Origin of the sequence: Larkinella arboricola, from assembly GCF_003259745.1 — a bacterium.
In the GTDB taxonomy this organism is placed as follows: Bacteria; Bacteroidota; Bacteroidia; order Cytophagales; family Spirosomataceae; genus Larkinella; species Larkinella arboricola.
Genome location: NZ_QLMC01000001.1, coordinates 1,239,252 through 1,257,787, shown reverse-complemented (window position 1 = coordinate 1,257,787; position 18,536 = coordinate 1,239,252). Strand labels below are relative to the sequence as shown.

Annotated in this window: 13 protein-coding genes; 3 read left to right on the top strand and 10 right to left on the bottom strand. The window is 51.2% G+C overall.

Annotated features, from left to right (window positions below; translation table 11 throughout):
* Positions 1–250: 250 nt before the first annotated feature.
* Both LX87_RS04990 and pth read right to left on the bottom strand, forming a co-directional pair.
* Positions 251–2,509: a TonB-dependent receptor gene (locus LX87_RS04990; protein ID WP_111627040.1), complete on the bottom strand. Its 2,259-nt coding sequence runs from the start codon at positions 2,507–2,509 to the stop codon at positions 251–253.
* A gap of 634 nt (positions 2,510–3,143) precedes the next feature.
* Positions 3,144–3,704, bottom strand: a complete 561-nt coding sequence (gene pth / locus LX87_RS04985) for an aminoacyl-tRNA hydrolase (protein WP_111627039.1) — start codon at positions 3,702–3,704, stop codon at positions 3,144–3,146.
* Between the two features lie 117 nt (positions 3,705–3,821).
* Here pth and pyrR point away from each other — a divergent pair, with 117 nt between their 5' ends.
* Positions 3,822–4,361 (top strand): bifunctional pyr operon transcriptional regulator/uracil phosphoribosyltransferase PyrR, encoded by a 540-nt coding sequence (pyrR, locus tag LX87_RS04980; RefSeq protein ID WP_111627038.1) that lies wholly within the window; start codon positions 3,822–3,824, stop codon positions 4,359–4,361.
* Positions 4,362–4,367: 6 nt separating this feature from the next.
* Here pyrR and LX87_RS04975 read toward each other — a convergent pair whose 3' ends face one another.
* Positions 4,368–4,643: a hypothetical protein gene (locus LX87_RS04975; protein WP_111627037.1), complete on the bottom strand. Its 276-nt coding sequence runs from the start codon at positions 4,641–4,643 to the stop codon at positions 4,368–4,370.
* Positions 4,644–5,114: 471 nt separating this feature from the next.
* Between LX87_RS04975 and LX87_RS04970 the strand changes: the two genes are divergently transcribed.
* Positions 5,115–5,822 (top strand): head GIN domain-containing protein, encoded by a 708-nt coding sequence (locus LX87_RS04970; RefSeq protein WP_111627490.1) that lies wholly within the window; start codon positions 5,115–5,117, stop codon positions 5,820–5,822.
* 139 nt (positions 5,823–5,961) lie between these two features.
* On the opposite strand, the gene LX87_RS04965 is transcribed toward LX87_RS04970, so the two are convergent.
* The 7 genes from LX87_RS04965 to LX87_RS04935 form a co-directional block, all read right to left on the bottom strand.
* Positions 5,962–9,093, bottom strand: coding sequence for an efflux RND transporter permease subunit (locus tag LX87_RS04965; RefSeq protein WP_111627036.1), 3,132 nt, complete (start codon positions 9,091–9,093; stop codon positions 5,962–5,964).
* Between the two features lie 10 nt (positions 9,094–9,103).
* Entirely contained in the window at positions 9,104–10,159 is a 1,056-nt protein-coding gene (locus tag LX87_RS04960; RefSeq protein ID WP_111627035.1) for an efflux RND transporter periplasmic adaptor subunit, read from the bottom strand.
* Positions 10,160–10,191: 32 nt separating this feature from the next.
* Complete coding sequence (locus LX87_RS04955) at positions 10,192–11,520, bottom strand: TolC family protein (protein WP_111627034.1); 1,329 nt, start codon at positions 11,518–11,520, stop codon at positions 10,192–10,194.
* Between the two features lie 79 nt (positions 11,521–11,599).
* Positions 11,600–12,073 carry a MarR family winged helix-turn-helix transcriptional regulator gene (locus LX87_RS04950; RefSeq protein WP_111627033.1) on the bottom strand — a complete coding sequence of 158 codons (474 nt, stop codon included), beginning with the start codon at positions 12,071–12,073 and terminating at the stop codon, positions 11,600–11,602.
* A gap of 226 nt (positions 12,074–12,299) precedes the next feature.
* The gene (locus tag LX87_RS04945; RefSeq protein ID WP_111627489.1) at positions 12,300–13,697 is read right to left on the bottom strand and encodes an FGGY-family carbohydrate kinase; all 1,398 of its coding nucleotides are present in this window, start codon (positions 13,695–13,697) and stop codon (positions 12,300–12,302) included.
* 138 nt (positions 13,698–13,835) lie between these two features.
* The gene (locus LX87_RS04940; protein WP_111627032.1) at positions 13,836–15,110 is read right to left on the bottom strand and encodes a sugar isomerase; all 1,275 of its coding nucleotides are present in this window, start codon (positions 15,108–15,110) and stop codon (positions 13,836–13,838) included.
* A gap of 124 nt (positions 15,111–15,234) precedes the next feature.
* Positions 15,235–17,370, bottom strand: a complete 2,136-nt coding sequence (locus LX87_RS04935; protein ID WP_111627031.1) for a bifunctional aldolase/short-chain dehydrogenase — start codon at positions 17,368–17,370, stop codon at positions 15,235–15,237.
* 256 nt (positions 17,371–17,626) lie between these two features.
* On the opposite strand from LX87_RS04935, the gene fdhD reads away from it, so the two are divergent.
* The gene (fdhD, locus tag LX87_RS04930; RefSeq protein ID WP_111627030.1) at positions 17,627–18,463 is read left to right on the top strand and encodes a formate dehydrogenase accessory sulfurtransferase FdhD; all 837 of its coding nucleotides are present in this window, start codon (positions 17,627–17,629) and stop codon (positions 18,461–18,463) included.
* The last annotated feature ends 73 nt before the right edge of the window (positions 18,464–18,536 follow it).

Here is an 18,536-nt window from a genome sequence, read left to right as displayed (position 1 = left end):
GGTCAATATGGGTTTAGCTTCCCCCTACCCTCAAGTCTGATTGACGGTCAGTCGAATCAGGTGAGTTTTCGTAAGGTGGTGTGGGCGGCAATCAAACCCGAAAATTACCCAAGTGACACCGTATAGAGCTGTGAGGAAGTGCCATAATTCCGGCTGTTTGCCGGCCAGCCTGTCAGTTGACCGAACCCAAAGCTGACGCTCATGCCACTATTCTTACCCGCTTCTTGAAAAGAAGCTGAACCACATCCGTTTACCAAACGTATGTTAGGCTTAGTCGGGCAAAAAACGGGGTTCCCGGTGTAAAATGAATCTCTTCCACCGGTTCAGCTTCACCCCGCAACCGGCTTTCGGTCGCAAACTGCGTTTCTTTCCAGCGTACGTTAAAGAGATTTTGCACCGACAGTCCCAACATGTAGTTGCGCCGGGTATAATTGACTTGCAAATCGTTCACGAAGTACCCTTTGGCAACGATGCTGTTGTCTTCGTTGGCCGGTCGGTTTGCCAGGTAACGGTAACGGATCGAACCACTCCACGGCCCTGCGTTCTGAAGCGACAACCCACCCACAGATGTCAAAGTGGGGGCCAGCGGCAGATAAGCCTGCCCCGCTTCGGCACCGATGGCGCGTGGCCTGGTCGTATTCAGGTCCAGATCGGCATACAGATGGTGGGTCAATTGATAGCGCACCGACAAATCGAGACCATAGCGACGTGTCTTTCCGCTTGGCTCAACCACGCCTTCGTCGCCCACGTATACAAACTCCTGTTGCAGCCATAAATACCAGGCAGCCGCGTTGATGAGCAATTTAGGAAACGGTTTGAAAATAACACCCAGATCAGAACCATACGCCGGAGGCAGAATTTGCCGACCATTTTGCGGAATGACAACCCGCACATCGTTGGAATGAAAACCTCTACCGGTATTCAAGTACAATTGCAAAGCCGGATTTGCCGTATAGTAGAGATTCAGCTTGGGCGAAAAAATTCCCTGGGTGGCGTGTCTAACCGTGACCGGCAGAGCCAGTAAATCCTCGTACTGACTGCGAAAAATGTCGTAGCGTAAGCCCACATTCAGGCTAAACCGGTCGGTTAGCTGCACGAGCTCGTCGGCGTACAGGGCCGCATTGATCTCGTTGATGTTGCCGTACTGCATCCGATCCAGCGTTTCGACCCGGTTTCTGGTATGCGACAATTCAGTTTCCCGCGTTATATCCTGACGGTATTGAGCGCCCAGAGTCGTTGTCCACTGGCTGCGACCAATAGACGCCTGGGTCGAATAGCTGCCATTGTAACCAAATAAATTTCGGTGTTCTTTCTGACGAATCTGATCGCCATTCAGGCTGTCGTTAAGAAAGAACGTAAAGTTGGAGTAAAGCTCAAAGTTGTAATTGCTGTAGAAAAACTGGTTTTTGACGGTGTGATTGCGGGGCGTCACCGTCACCAGTTGCGCATTGATATTCGTCCGACTGGTCTGCCCCCCTTCCGTCGGATCAACCGAACCAAACCAGCCAATCAGGCCCGATTCCACAGCCCGGTCGGGAATCTGGCCGGAGTGATTCCACTTGCTCCAGAACGTTGATCCCGTCAGAGTCAGGTGGGTGTTCAGGGATAGGTGCCCGTGGTATTTACCCTGTATATTAAACCGTTTGAAATTTTGCGGATGTTCGAAGTACGAATCCGAATACGAGTACTCCGAGGCCAGGTAAGCCGACTGATTGTTAGCCCGGCCGGTTTGTCCCAGCAAATCCAGTCCGGCCACGGCCCGGAAGGTACCGTATTGTCCTCCTTCCAGTTTAACAAAACTTTTGTCCAGCGTGGTGCGGGTTCGGAAGTTGGCCCAGCCGGCGGTCGTAAAATTGCCCTTGTCGGTCGAGTAGGAGCCTTTTTTAAAGTCAACGGCTTCCACCAGTTCGGGGATAACGAAGTGCAGATCGGCGTAGCCCTGACCGTGGGCGTGTGAAACCATGTTGACCGGCATATCATCGACCGTCAGGCGGATGTCGGTACCGTGGTCGATGTCGAAGCCGCGCAGAAAGATTTGTTCGGCTTTACCGCCCCCCGCGTGCTGGCCAATAAACAGACCCGGCACAATCCGCAGGATTTCCTGCGAGTTGGTGATGGGCCGCAGCCGAATGTCGAGGCTACTAATCAGCTGCTGATCGTGGGCTTTCAGGGCGGATACCGTCACGGCATTGAGGGTTACCGGCGCTGTTGTTAAACGGGCTTGAATATGGGTGGTCTGGTCGTCAAAAACCGTGGTTTCCTGCACGAGAGAAGCGTAGCCAACATGCGAGAATTCGACTTTATACGGAGAAGCCACCAGGCCATGAAAACGGTACCGTCCCAGTTCATCAGTTAGGGTGGACTTTCCCAGTCCGACCACTTGCACCGTTACAGACCGCAGGGGAAGACCGGTCGTGCCATCGATTACCGTTCCAGTGAGCGTTCCCAGGTGGGCATACGTAACTCGGGCAATCAGCAAAAAGAAAAGCGTTAAAAAGGGGAATTTCATGTAAAATCAGTTTGGCTGCAATATAGCCTCAAGCTATCCATGAGCGCAAACCTCCAATATGAAACCGTGAGAGGAAATACCGTGTCTCCTTAATCCGCTCACCATTTCTTTCTAAATCAGACCGATGATTTACCAACGGAACCCAACCTCCGTGCAGGTTGGAATAAAAGTGGCAGATGCTTTAGTATGGGCTAAAAAAGATAAAGCCTCCCGATCATTGCGAGAGGCTTTATACTGACTATTCCTAAACCCTTAACCTTTTCTTTTTGAAAACTTATCTTCCAGTCACCTGATTGCCAGAATAGTTCTGAAGCAATTGCCTTTAAGACGTGGCGTTGTTGTGGAAGTAACAAACTAAAATCAGAATTCTCTAAGTTAACTTAATATTTCCTGATTTTGTTCAATTGCCCTTCCGTTGAAGAACAATGCAAATATCGCAATAAATTTTAAGAGTACAAATTTTATTTTTAAATATTTCCCACAAACCAATGAGGTATAGTATTGATTTGTAAATGGTTACAATGGCTTCTGTACGCTATTTAAGCCGTATATTAAAACAATATACTACAAATTACCCAATTCCGCCAAAGGAAATTTTTATTTCAGAAACTGAAAAAATCTTTAAATTATTCTATTATTGGTTGAAAAAATTCATCGTATGTTGTAACCCAGAAGTACAAAAACTGATCAAGGCATCACCCGCCCGGTCAAGATGCTGCGGGAGTTCCGCCATTTCCTCTTCAGGAAACCGTCCTAAGACGAAATCAACCTGACGACCTTTCGCAAACGTGTTGCCGATGCCGAACCGAAGCCGGGCGTACTCCTGCGTTCCCAACACCTCGTCAATATTACGCAGTCCGTTGTGGCCGCCCGGCGAACCTTTGGGTTTCAGACGCAGCTTACCGAATGGTAAATCTTTATCGTCAGTAATAACTAACAGATTTTCAACCGGAATGTTCAATTGCTTGAGATACGAGCTAACGGCCCGTCCGCTCAGGTTCATGTACGTCGTTGGCTTAATGAGATGAATCACTTTCCCTTTATACCGCCATTCTGCGGTATACGCCAGCCGGTTGAGCGAAAAAGTCAAACCGTGCTGGGCGGCCAGACGATCCAGCACCATAAAACCGGCGTTGTGACGAGTTAGCATATACTCCGGACCAATGTTGCCAAGCCCGGTAATGAGAAATTTCATGGAAAACTACGTTAGTGAGTCTGTCGATCGTTACAGGACGCAAAGTTCGCAGAAACAATTCAACAAAAAACACCCCCTGAAAACCGAAAACTGGAAACCGACTACTATCTTTCGTTCATGAACCAGAAACGTCTTATCCTCGCCAGCCCGCTCTTCGAAATTGTCATCAGCCGGTTGTGCCAGGAACTGATTGAAAATCATCAGAATTTTGCTGATACCGTCGTTTTGGGCATGCAACCGCGCGGTATTTATTTTGCCAAACGGATCGTAGCCGAACTGAATCAGACCTTACAGAAAGATATTCCGCTGGGCTTTCTGGACGCTACGTTCTACCGGGATGATTTCCGCCGTCGCGAACTGCCGCTGCGCCCCAACAACACGAATGTCCCCTTCCTGATTGAAGACAAAAAAGTGATTCTGGTTGATGATGTAATTGCAACGGGTCGGATGGTTCGGGCTGCGCTGGATGCGATGACGGCTTTCGGGCGGCCCCGTTCCGTGGAACTGCTGGTGCTGATCGATCGGCGGTACAACCGCGATTTGCCGATTAAAGCGGACTACATCGGCAAGCGTGTTAATACGCTGGAATCCCAGCGGGTGCTGGTCGAGTGGACCGAGCAGGGCGCCGAAACCGACCGCATCTGGCTCATGGAATAAGCTTCTTTAGTCGGCATAACTCATCGCTTCCAGGGAGAAGCGTCTCTCATTGGCTTTTAACCAGCCATTAATGTGATGCGAAAGCTGTTCGTCATTTAATGTCGTGCCGCGTTGAATCAGGGTAGCCAGCAGGTTAGGATCAGCCTCCATCTCAATAAAAACGTGCGTCAGACCGTTGATTACGTTGTTTTTTATCCGGAGATGATACTGCACTAAGCTATCGATAAGGATACCGGAGAATACGGTCAGCAGGGCGATAAGGGAAACGATTAAATAAGTCATGGTTACGGTGGGTGAGAATGTTTAAAAACTAGATTGGTTAAATCTTCCGCCCCCTTCGGAGCTACAATTGTTAAACGGTGTTGCTGTTGAATTATGCTACCAAATTGAGTAAATCATTTGTCAACACCAAACGGATTACCCCTAAAACCACAGATTTTAACCAGATTCTAATCGCCCGCTCTCCACATTAATTCTTCTTTAATAATTTTGCTGCTTTTAAGGCCATTCCAGAGCGTAAACGGACATTTTAAGATTCCCGCAAAATCCATTACTTAAGTAGTTACCGAAAGGAATAATTAAGTAAACTAACCCACACGTCCGTCAAAACCGACTCACTTACCAGTGCCACTCTGAGCGTCTAGCAGATCCAGATTTTTTAAAGTTTTTTTACTACCGCATAGGGGTATGGCTCCCGGTGCGGGTCATAGCGGCATCAAACAACAGATACCTTTAAAAATTGCTATGACAGCCATGAAATTCACCTCCACTTTCTCCGCATTATTTATCGCCACACTGGTATTGCTGACATCCTGCGACTTTGAGCGCGTCGGACCGTACGAAGACGACGACCGTACCTATGGCCTTTCTAACTTTGACCGGCTCGACATGGGCAGCGCTTTTGATATAACCGTTCAGGAAGGAAGCAATTTCAGTGTTGAAGCCCGCGGAAACCGCCGGGATCTCGACGATCTTGACATTTACACCAGCAACGGTACGCTGCACGCCAAATACCGTAATCACCGGAACCGTCGGTACGACATGCGCCTTACGATCACCATGCCAACGCTCCGGGGGGTCGATTTCTCCGGTGCTTCCCGTTCGGAAGTCAGCGGTTTTCAGGGCTTGCGCGAGTTTGATATTAAACTGACGGGAGCTTCTCGCGCTGTATTCGATGTAGATGCCAACCGCACAAACATTGACCTGTCGGGGGCATCGGATCTGGACCTGAAAGGGGCCAGCGGAATTCTGAAGGGTGAGTTGTCGGGAGCGAGTAAACTGGAAGCATTTGACTACCCGGTTGACGAAGCAGAACTGGATCTGTCGGGCGCCAGCACGGCGCGGGTCCGGGTAGTAAAACGGCTTGATGTAACGGCCAGTGGTGCCAGCAGCGTACGGTATCGGGGAGCCCCCGAACTGCGGTCCCGTCTGTCGGGTTCCAGCACCGTACGGCAGGATTAAACGGCTTTTAATTGATCGAAGCGCGAAAAGCAGAAATGTAAGGACGCTGTCCCAGGATCATAAGCCTTCTATAACAAAACGCCCGAAACCCGCTTAAACAACGGGTTTCGGGCGTTTCAGTATTTACATACCGGCTAGATTAGTCGATGGCTTTTGCCACTTCCAGTTCCTGCGGTTTTTTCGGTTTTACTTTTTTACCGCTGAAGCGGGCCATTAGCCGGTCAACCACCAGGTACATCGACGGCACCACCAGCAGGGTCAGCAACATCGAGGATGTCAGACCACCGATGATAACCCAGGCCATACCGTTTTTCGTCTCCGCACCGGCACCACTGGCCAGAGCAATCGGCAGCATACCCAGAATCATCGCCAGCGTCGTCATCAAAATCGGCCGCAGACGTTCTTTACCCGCTTCAATCAGCGCGTGAATCACATCGTGCCCTTCAGCTTTCAACTGGTTGGCAAAGTCAACGATCAGGATGGCGTTTTTGGCCACCAGACCGAGCAGCATAATCATACCGACAATCGAGAATACCGTCAGACTTTCCATCGTCAGGGCCAGGGCCAGCAAGGCGCCGACCAGCGCGACCGGAATCGAGAACAAGACGACGAACGGATACACGACGCTTTCGTACAGGGCCACCATGATGAAATACACCAGCAGAATAGCGATTCCCAAAGCCAGCCCTAAGCTACCGAAGGCATCCGACTGTTGCTGCAACTGACCCAGATACTGAATGGAAACGCCTTCCGGCAGTTTCACCTGCGCCATTTTAGTCTGAATGTCGGTACCCACCGTACCCACCGGACGACCCACGACCTGCGCGTTAACTGTTACGGACGAAAGACGGTCGATCCGTTCCAGAACGCTTTCTCCGATTTGCTCCTGTACCTGGGCAAACTGCGACAGTTCAAACGTTTTACCCTGGTTGTTCACAAACGTCAGGCGACTGATGTCCTGCGCGCTGGTCCGGTTAAATTGATCCAGGCTGATCAGGATGTCGTACTCGTTACCGGCCTGTTTGAACTTCGACTGATCGTTACCCCGGAAGGCGTTTTGCAGCGCCATCCCAACTTCGGAAGCGTTGATGCCCAGTTGAGCCATCTTTTCGCGATCAAGGTTCACGGTCACTTCCGGTTTCGGATCTTTCACCGAATACTTCACGTCCTGCGTACCCGGCACCGACTTCGTAACATTCAACACCGTTGCAGCCGCTTCCCGAATATCCTTCAGGTTGGTTCCTTTGACCGCAATCTGGATCGGTGCCTGCGCATTCCCCACAATACCGACCGGGCTAACCGTTACTTTCGTTCCCGGAATCTGACCCACTTCTTTTTTCAGCAACTGCCCAAACTCTTCGGTCGAAATGGTACGATGTTTCTTATCCACCAGTTTGACGTTGATATCCGCAATATTGCTGTTCGAGGAGGTCGCCAATCCGTTACTCGTGTAACCGACGTTGGTAAAAACATTGGTTACTTCCGGGTGTTTCATAATGATCTCTTCCGCACGCTGGGCGACGGCATTCGTCTGGTAAATCGAAGCCGTTGGCGCCAGTTCAATGGTAACGGCCGTCTCACCCATATCGCTTTGGGGCATGAAGGCGCCCCCGATAAATCCGGCAGGAACCAGAGCAATTGAACCGACCAGCAGGGCAATCGTGCCCAGAAAAACATACCGTTTATGACCCAGCACCCACACCAGAATACGGCCGTAGGCTTCGGTCAGGCGGGTAATAATGTTTTCAAAGCCCAGGTTCAGACGGCCCCAGAGCGAGTTCCGGCTCAGTATTTCAACTTTACCGAACCGCGAAGCCAGCAACGGCGTCAGCGTAAACGACACCAGCAAACTCATCAGGGTTGAGAATACGACCACGAGGGCAAACTCACGGAGAATGTTCCCGATCAGACCACCGGTCATTGCCAGCGGCACGAACACCACGACGTCAACCAGCGTAATGGCCAGGGCCGTAAACCCGATCTCACTCCGACCGTCCAGAGCCGCCGAACGCTTGTCTTTCCCCATTTCGAGGTGTCGGTTGATGTTTTCCAGGACCACAATCGAGTCATCGACCAGAATACCCACCACCAGCGAAAGGGCCATCAACGTCATCAGGTTCAGGGAGAAGCCCATCAGATACATCAGCGCAAACGTCGGAATCATGGACGACGGCAGCGCCACCAGCACGAACATGGCCGACCGGAAACTGTGCAGGAACAGCAGCATCACCACGGATACAATCACAATGGCCAGCCCCATATCAAATACCACCGCATCCGCCGAAGCCAGCGTGTAGACCGACTGGTCGGCGGCAATGTTGAATTTCAGGTTGATGTTGCTGTACTGCTTTTCAAGCTGCTTGATGCGCTCCTGCGTCAACTGACTCACCGACACGGCATTGGCGTCCGATTGCTTCTGAATCTGCAAACCGATGGACGGCTGTGCGTTGATGTGGTTAATGGCGGTCGGTTTCGTCGTTGCGTCCACCACTTCGGCCACATCTTTCAGCAATACCTGACTACCGTTGGCCTTGCGGGCAACGATCAGGTTACGCAGCCGGTTTGTCGTTTCAACCGACGCATCAAAGCGAATCGAGAGTTGTGATTCGCGCGTCTCCAACTGACCAGCCGGGTAGCTCGTGTTAGCCGCGGCAATCGCCTGCGACACCTGCCCAATGGACAGACCGTAACCCCGCAGTTTTTCCTGATTAACGTTTACCTGAATTTCGCGTTCGTTTCCGCCGATGACGTTCACCTGACCGACCCCCGATACGTTCGACAACTGCGGTTTGATGTTGTCATCAATCAGGTCATACAGTGCCGTAGGCGGCAGATTGGCCGTAACCCCCATCCGCAGAACGGGAATTTCGTCAGTTGAGAATTTATTGATAATCGGACGATCGGCTTCGTCGGGCAGCAGGTTCAGAACCTGTTCTACTTTCCGCTGGGCGTCCTGTTGCGCCAGGGTGGTACTAACCCCGTTTTTCAACTGAACAATCACAATGGAAGCACCTTCCTGCGACGTGGACGTCATACGGTCCAGCCCTTCGAGCGACGACAGTGCGTCCTCGATTCGCTTGGTTACGTTGGTTTCAACCTCATCGGCCGAAGCACCCCGGTAGGTTGTCGCTACGCTGATTACGTTGGCTTCGAATTTTGGCAGCAGGTTGTATGATAGCTGTTTGTAGCTCAGGGCGCCGAACAGAATCAGCACGGTGAAAACCGTGAGGACCAGTAGGGGGCGTTTGACGGCTATTTCGGATACAGACATAATTTCTTACTTATTTTGTGATTTGTACGGGTTTGCCGTCGCTCAGGTTCAATTGACCCGTAGCCACCACCTGGTCGCCAGCCGACAAGCCTTCCAGCACTTCAATATTATCGCCGAATTCCCGGCCCACTTTAATCTGGCGTTGTTTGGCCACATTGCCTTCGATTACGTATACATACGGGTTCTTGATGCTTTCCACCAGAGCAATACGCGGAATTTGCAGGGCTTTCTGGTTGGATTTCTGCGAGAAATCGACATTGACAAACGTACCGGCTTTCAGACCACCGGCGCTGGCCAGCGTGATTTCGACGGGGTAGTTATGTTCTTCGGTTCCCTGCGGAGCAATGTAGGTGATCTGACCGCTGAACGTTTTGCCGGGGAAAACATCCGCCGTAATCCGGACCGACTGGCCTTTGCGCAATGCATAAACATCACTTTCGTTTACCAGCACATTGACTTTCAGACGGTTTACGTCCAATACCGTACCCAATACCGTACCCGGAGAAATGTACTCGCCAGGTTCAATGTCTTTCTTAACAATCTGACCATTGATCGGCGCTTTTACATTCGCTTCCAGAATCTGCTTTTTGATCTGCTCGGCCTGATTGATGGCATTCTCGTAGTTGAAGCGGGTTTCGTTCACCTGAATTTCGGTGGTGGCATTCCCGGCCAGCAGCGTGTTATAGCGATCAACGTCTTTTTTGAGTTTATTGATGTTTAGCTGTGTGGCTTCCAGCGAGAGTTCTCTCAGTTTATTATCCAACTGAACCAAAACCGCACCCTGACGAACCTGCGAGCCCAGATCAAAATTGACCTGCGTAACCCGACCAGCCGTTGTTGCCGTAATGTTAGCCTCTTTGAACGGAATCAGATTACCGGTTTTCACCAGTTGCTGGCTAACTTCCCCTTCTTCAACCCGCGTCACGGTCACCGGAATGGCCACATTGGTATTCGTCGGCTGCTTGTTTTTCTCATCGATGGTCTTCTTATTCGAAGCCAGTCGGAAGCCGATGAGCGCAGTAACGGCCAGAAAGGCCACTACAACGAGGATGGTTGACTTTTTCATGGTGTTTTTCAGTTGTATTCTATGGTGTATTATCAGAGTTGATTATAAAAGTTTAACAAAGAGCCCTGCGATTGTTCCAGATCGAGCCGGGCCTGATAAAAATTAATGAGCGAATTGATGTAGTTCGACTGGGCCTGCCGGTACGAGTTATCGGCGTTAATCAGGTCCGTTAGCGGTTTGGTTCCCTGCCGGTATTGCAATGTGGTGATGTTGTATACCTCCTGAGCCAGTTTCACATTTCGGTCATCGTTCTGAACGTTTGTCTGAGCGCGTTGAATCTGCGACTGCGCATTGTTGAACTGAAGCTGATAGGCCGCCGTGTTCAAACGCTGTTGCTCTTCCTGCGTCAGTACGGTTAATTTCTGTTGCTGTACCTGCGCATCCCGCTGGAAACCGTCGAAGATGGGGACATTCAAACGCAGACCGATGCTGCCGTATCCGAGGAAGTTCTTAAAGGCGTTATCAAACTGATTCGCGAAATTCAGCGTACCATAATTGGCGGTAAAGTTTAAACTAGGCATATAACCGGCCTTGATGCGTTGAAGCTGGATGCGTTGCAAGGCCAGATTGGTCTCCCCCTGTTGAAAGGTGACCAGATTTTTGGCATCGAACTGGGTTTGCTCCACGCGGGGTGCCACTTTCATCAGTAAAGAATCCGATAACACCAGCGGTTGATCCTGAGGCAACCCCATTTGGTATTTCAGGCGGTTTAAGGCCAGATTGACGTCGTTTTCGGCCAGCGACAGTTGCGAACGGGTGTTATTGTAGCTCACTTCCGTATTTGTATAATCTACGGGTTGAATAACACCATTGTCCCGTTGCAGTTTCAGAATGTCCAAAACCTGCTGCGTTCTTTCCAGATTATCTTTCAGAAGCGCGATCTGCTGCTGCGAAATAAAGACCTGATAATAGTTGCTCGTAATGTTGTAAATCACGTCTTCACGCGTTTGCCGGGTGTTCAGTTCAGCCAGTTGCTGATTCGGCTTATTGGCCTTTAACCCAAGCAATAACCCTTTGTCATAAATAGGTTGATTAAGCTGGGCCGAAACGTTGTTCTGGTATTTCTGGCCAAAAGTGATCCGGATTGGTTCCGGATTCAGCGGCCCTGCCGGTAAAATGGATGATTGCAGCTTGAGGTTGTCCGTAAAGTTCGCTGAACCCGATACTTGTGGTAAGTAAAGTCCCAGCGCTTGCCGAGCTTGCTGGTTAGCGGTTTCAACCTGATACTGAGCGATCTTCGTGGTCCCGAAATGCTGAAGACCGTAGTCAATACATTGTTTCAGCGACCAGCTCGTCTGTGCCTGGGTGGGCAACGAAGCCGTCAGCAGTAAAGAGGCAACAAAAGCAAATAGCCTTTTCATAATTTGTACTTAAATAAGAAAAACTTAAATTGTGGATATATCAACAGTGGATATATCAACTATCCACCCAAATAAAAAATTAGCACTCCAGTAATTTCGAGATTTTCCCCAGAATCCGTATCAGCGATTCTACTTCTTCCGCTGATAGTTGGTTGGTCACTTCGCGATCCAGGTCTTTGGCCGTTGCAATTACTTTTTCTATAATCACCTTACCTGCCGGCGTTAACTGGATCAGATTTTTACGACGATCGGTGCTATCAGGCATTATCCGCAGGTACCCATCACGCTCCAACGTGCGAATAGAGCGCTGAATACCCGATTTATCCCGATGCAATACGTTGGCAATGTCTTGTTGTGAAAGCAGGCCATCCGTCGAACAATTCACAACAAACAGGATAGGCAACTGCTCCAACTGCAATGAAAAACCTGACTTCGTTAAGTTCCGGTTGGCTTTGCGGCCAAACGCGTGCGATACCTGATGAATATTGAATACCAGGAGCTGCCCCATTTGAGCAAGTATCTTTTCTTTTATTCCGAGTTCTTCAGTTACCATGACACAAAAGTATATTCCGTTGATATATCAACCAAAATATTCAGGAAAAAGTTTTGCATTTTTTTAGGAAGTGGTGAATAGATTGGATGAGCGGTAAAAGAAAAATTCCACGGACCTGGGCCTGTAGCCCTTCGTCCGTGGAATGAATATAATCGGCAGTAATTTTTGCTGGAGAACCTTATGAAAGTGAACGATACTGCTCTACGCAGCCAGATCAGTCAATAGATCACACGGCATACCGGCCGGCGGTGGTATAATGCTTGAGTTCGATGGTATCGCCCGGCAGCGGTTTGGAGTTCCAGTGGTGATGAATGGCCAGGGCAGCACCGAGCGCAGTGGCCTGCGCCATCGAAGCCGCGAATACTTCGGTCTGGGGAAAGGCTGCCGCCAGCAAATTCATGTAAATCGGATTTTTGCTGAAGCCGCCATCCACAAAAATGCGTTTCACGGGCGAGTTGTCCAGTACCAGATTGGTCGAAATCAATTGCTGGGCGACAATATCCAGCATCAGTTGATGGTAAGCCTCCTCGTAACTGCGGAAAACCGACAAATCCCGGTGACTAAACAGTGATTCCTGGAGCGGGGGCGCTTTGACCTCTTCAAACCGGTTGTCAGCGTTGGGCCGTGATTCCCGCAGGTACTGAATCAAATCCGGGTTGTAATCGACTTGCTTGTAGTAATTTTCGGCGGTATTGAAGTGCGCGGCCAGCCGTTTGGTTTGCTGCTCGTGCTCGTACCCCGCAAACAGCCGCGATGCCTTGACCGGCTGGCCTTTATAATGCATGTAGCACAGGCAGTCGTACTGCAATTCCTCGGCTGTCAGCGGTATGGTATTAAACGGGTTCAGGCTAATCGACCAGGTGCCGGTTGAGATCAGCACGAACGGTTCCTGAAAAGAAGCCAGATACGGTATGAGAGCCGCCGAGCTATCGTGCAACCCAACTCCCACCTTCAGCGGATGATTGAGCCAGATGGCGTTCAGTACGCTGTCGGACGTAAAAATCGGCCCGAAGAGTTTATCCAGCTTCTCGTTAATAACCCAGTCGTGGTACTGATTCTTGGTATAATCCCACAGCATCGTGTGGCAACCAATGCTGGTTACATCCGTCAGCACCTGCCCCGTAAACAGGAAACTCATGTACTGCGGCAAATGCAGCGAATACCAGATCCGGCGGAATAACTTCGGTTTGTCGTATTTGATCCGGTATAGCATCAAACCCGAATTCAGGCTATCCAACGCCGGAGATGCGGTTTCCATCGCCAGCGTCGCTTCGTCACCGTAGGTTTTGTAGAACTTCTTTCGGATAGCCGCCGGATACGGTTTCAGGTAATTGTACAAATGACCAATCGGACGGCTTTCTTCGCTCAGATGGACAAAGCTGGCCCCGTAGGTTGAAAAATTCAGGGCCTTGATATCAAATTCCGGCAGCTCGATCACCTCCTCCAACAGCGTCTGCACCCAGTTGGTCAGCCGCGAAAGGTCTTCGCACGGATCGCCATCATCGTCGACAATTTCAGCAAACGGTTCGGTGCGTTCCCACACGATCTCATACCGCTCGTTGAACAGAAACAGCTTCTTATTCGTCTTCCCGATGTCAAAAATGGCAATAACTGGCGTTTTCATGGTTTCGAATGACTGAATGAGCGAATGAGTGAATGAGTGAATAGGATCAAAGATCATGCTTTTTATAGCGGCAGCTATTCCCCGCACCGGCTGCCCGGTTATTCACTCATTCACTCATTTGCTCATTCAAAATTGAATTTAAAGTCCTGTTGCAATGGTTTTTAGTCCTCGTTCGCTGATGAGTTGCTGGCGGATGTTTAATTGACGGAATAAGCTCAGCGGCTGTAAGGCGCCACCGGTCCGCCAACGGGCTTCGGCCACCAGCGGGCGAACGTCAGTGCGGAAGGCTTCCTGCAAGATCTCCTGCGCCCGTACCACATCGTTGGCTTCACGGGCTTCCTCCAGCGCGGGCCGGTCCACCAGCAACGCCTGGGCGTAGGCCAGCTGAATGGCTTCGACCGATTGCAAAAGGTCTTCCAGCGGATCTTTAACGTTATGGCTCGCGTCGATCATCCAGCCGAGGTCCGTTGCGTGATTCATCCCTTTGCTGTCCATGCCGTCGATCAACTCATTGAAGATCAGGAAAAGCTGGTAAGGCCGGATGCTGCCCACGGTCAGGTCGTCGTCGCCGTACTTGGAGTCGTTGAAGTGAAAACCGCCCAGTTTGCCTTCCATCAGCAGCAACGATACAATCTGCTCAATGTTCGCATTCGGCAGATGGTGACCTAAATCAACGAGCGTATACGCTTTGGGACCGAGTTTGTTGGCGAACAGCAGCGACGAACCCCAGTCGCCGACCGTCATGGAGTAGAAATTGGGTTCGAAGGCTTTGTATTCTACAAATACTTTCCAGTCGTCGGGCAGGGCCGCGTAGATTTCCTGCAAACTGTCCAGTGTCCGTTCAAACGCTTTCCGGAAATTCAACTGACCGGGGAAACTGGAACCGTCAGAGAGCCAAACCGTCAACGACTTGGAACCCAGCGCAACCCCGTGTTTGATGACATCAATATTGTGTTCGATAGCCTGTTGCCGAACCGCCCGGTCGACGTGCTGCAACGAGCCGAATTTGTAGCTCAGCGGCTGGTCGGGCTGGTCCTGGAAGGTATTGGAGTTCATCGCGTCGAACCGCAAACCGTAGCTGGCAGCCAGGCTTTTAATGGCGTCTCCATCTTTCGGAATATCCCACGGAATGTGCAGAGAAATAGCTCCGCTCGACTGGTTCAGGGCGTGCAACAACCCCACATCTGAAATTTTTTCTTCCAGCGAACGTGGCTCTCCCCCACCCGGAAACCTGCCGAAGCGTGTACCACCCGTGCCCAGTGCCCAACTCGGAATCGCAATCTGAAAATCAATCAGTTTTTGGATCACCTCCTCGGCGTTGGCGACCTCCTCGGTCCAGTACGACAGCCTGCGCTGGTGCGCTTCCTGGAGCTTATTATTATGATCTGCAATCTGATACGCTTCGAGTTGCATGAGAGGTTAGGGGTTTAGGAGTCTTGTTACACAGAAGTTAATCAGAGATTATCAGGGTTCATCAGAGAAAACTCTGGTACGCTCTGATGAACCCTGATAATCTCTGTGTAACAACGTAATCAATTTATCGCACAAACGCCATAGCCACACCGCCATCGACGTTCAGGACGTTCCCGGTGGATTTGCTCAGCAAACCGCCCACAAACGCAAAACAGGCATTGGCAATGTCGTCCGGCAGAATGATTTCATTCAGCAGGGTCCGTTTGGCGTAGTAAGCGGGCAGTTCCTCCACCGTCACGCCATAGGCTTTGGCCCGGCCTTCCGCCCAGGCACCCGCCCAGATTTTGCTGTCGGAAATCACCGCATCCGGATTCACGACGTTGACGCGAATGTGGTCTTTACCGAGTTCGGCGGCATTCAACCGGCTCAGGTGCAATTGAGCGGCTTTGGCCGAACCGTACCCCGCGTTATTCGGACCCGAAACCAGACCGTTCTTGCTGGCGATGTTGATGATATCACCGCCCAGTTTCTGTTTCCGCATGACTTCAACGCCTTTCTGCGTCACCAGGAACTGACCTTTCACCAGTACATCATACAGCAAATCCCAGTCTTTTTCGCTATGTTCTTCAATCGGTTTGGAGATCGACAGACCCGCGCAGTTGACCACAATATCCACTCCACCGAACGTCAAGGCCGCCACGTCGAACGCGTTGCTGATCACTTCGGCGTTGGTTACATCCAGAGTAGCCGAGGTGTGCGTATCCCGGCCATACTGCTGGCGGAATTCTTCGTCGGCTCCTTTCAGGCGCTCGGGATCGTTGTCGTTGATAACCACCACCGCACCTTCGGCCACAAATTTCTTGGCAATGGCTTTTCCAATACCGCCTGCGCTACCAGTAACCAGCGCAATCTTGCCCGACAACGGTTTCGGCTTCGGCATCCGCTGTAATTTCGCTTCTTCCAGCAGCCAGTATTCAATGTCAAACGCTTCCTGACGCGGCAGTGAGGTGTATTCCGAAATGGCTTCGGCCCCCTTCATCACGTTGATGGCGTTGGTATAAAACTCAGCCGCCACCCGCGCCGTCTGCTTGTCTTTGGCAAACGCGAACATACCCACGCCCGGCCACAGAATCACGACCGGATTTTTGTCGCGGATTGCCGGACTGTTCGGGTGTTTGCAGGTTTCGTAGTATTCTTCGTACATCGCGCGGTAAGCTTCAAACGCCGGCGTCAGCCTTTCCTGAATGGCGGCCGTATCCGTTACGTCCTCGTCAGGTGTCAGGTCCAGCACCAGCGGGCTGATCTTGGTCCGCAGAAAGTGGTCGGGGCAGGACGTTCCCAGCGGAGCCAGCCGCTCCAGGTCGTTGGAGTTGATGAACTCCAGCACGCGATCATCGTCCGTAAAGTGGCCGATCATCGACGTTTTATTCGAACAGAAACCGCGCAGCACCGGCGCCAGCGTGGCCGCCTGTTTCGCACGCGCTTCTTTTTCAAGGCTTTGCAGTTTGGCCCCGCCAAAAACCGGACGGTTTTTACCGTAGTTTTCTTCCAGGTATTCCGCACACCGTTCGATGACTTCCAGCGTGTTGATGTAGCTTTCGTATGCCGTATCACCCCAGGTAAACAACCCGTGCGAGCCCAGCATAATACCCCGGATGCCCGGATTCTGTTCCAGGCATTCGGCCAGTTTCAGACCGAGATCGAAACCGGGACGCTGCCAGTCCACCCAGCCGATGGTGCCGTCGAACAACTCCTGCGTAATTTTTTTACCGTCTTTGGCCGCAGCAATCGCAATGGCCGCATCCGGGTGCAGGTGGTCGATGTGCGCAAAGGGCAGAAAACCGTGCAGGGGCGTGTCAATTGACGGGGCTTTGGACGACAGATCGAAAATGCAGTGGTTGAACAGTTCGACCATCTCATCTTCAAATTCAATGCCCCGGTAAATGTTTTTCAGACTCCGCAACCGGTCAACGTACAGGGCGGCCAGACCGCTCCGTTTCATCGTGCCGAGGTCTCCCCCGGATCCTTTGATCCACATCACTTCGGTTTCGTTGCCCGTCAGCGGATCTTTCGCCATGGTTTTGCAGGACGTGTTTCCTCCGCCGTAATTGGTCAGCCGGAGGTCGGCACCTAGAAGGTTGGAACGATAAATGAGGAGGGCCACTTCGTCACCGGCCAGTTCGGCGGCTTTGGCTTCATCCCACAAGTAGCTTACATGACGAAACTCGTTCGCCTGCCGTGTGTTGTTCGTACTGAGCATATCGAATTGATGTCGGAACGCCGACGCGATTGAATCTTCAGAGTTTAGACTCTCCTATAAAAGAAGATTTAGCTGATTTATACCCAAAGATAAAAGCGAATGACAGGTTGACTTTCATGCACTGTCCTATTTGAAGTCTGAAAAATAAACTTTGCATCCAGCCACCAGCGTTTGAAATTGCGAAAAAATGGCATTCTGGCGCATTTGAACCCTTTTCGTAAAATTGAGTTATTTAAATAAATAGTAAGAAATTATTATGCTGACCGTTGCCCCCGTAACCATTCAGAAGGTTACTCAATCGCATGAGCCTCTGGAACACAGTGATTTGCTGGCCGTAGAAGAACCGCTGGAAATCCGGCTGGGCTTTGGTCCGGTTGATGACCGTCAGCAACGCAGCGTGGCTGTAACCATGCGAACACCCGGGCATGACGAAGAACTGGCGCTGGGTTTTCTGTTCACCGAAAATATTATCCAAAATCCGTCGCAGCTCATTTCCGTCCGCCACTGCGTAACCAATTCCGAGAAAAAGGGCAATGTGCTACGGGTAGAACTGCAACCGGACGTTGAAATCGACTGGCAACGGCTTGAACGGCACAGTTATACGGCTTCCAGTTGCGGTATCTGCGGAAAAGCCTCCATTGAAGCCGTTCAGACCGTTTGCCGCGCTCCCCTGTCATCCGGCTTTTCCATCAATGCCGACATCATTCACGGTTTACCCGAAAAGCTCCGGGAAACGCAGCGGACGTTTGCCTATACGGGCGGTCTACACGCAGCGGCTCTATTCGACGAAACCGGGCAACTAATGCTGGTCCGGGAGGACATTGGGCGGCATAATGCGCTGGATAAGCTTATCGGTGCGGCTTTCTGGCAGGGCTGGCTACCGTTGAGCCAGTACGGTGTTCTGGTCAGCGGGCGCGTGGCCTTCGAACTCGTGCAGAAATGCTGGATGGCGGGTGTTCCCCTGCTGGCAGCCGTGGGGGCGCCGTCGAGCCTGGCGGTAGACCTGGCCAAAGAAGCCGGAATGACGCTACTCGGGTTTGTGCGGGACAATCGGTTTAATAACTACACCCCGACCGCTCTATCGGTCCCCTAAAAAATAGACAGCAAGCTTTCCTCTATATCATCAAGCGGTCAAGCAAAACCGGGCATACCGCCAGGCCGCTCCT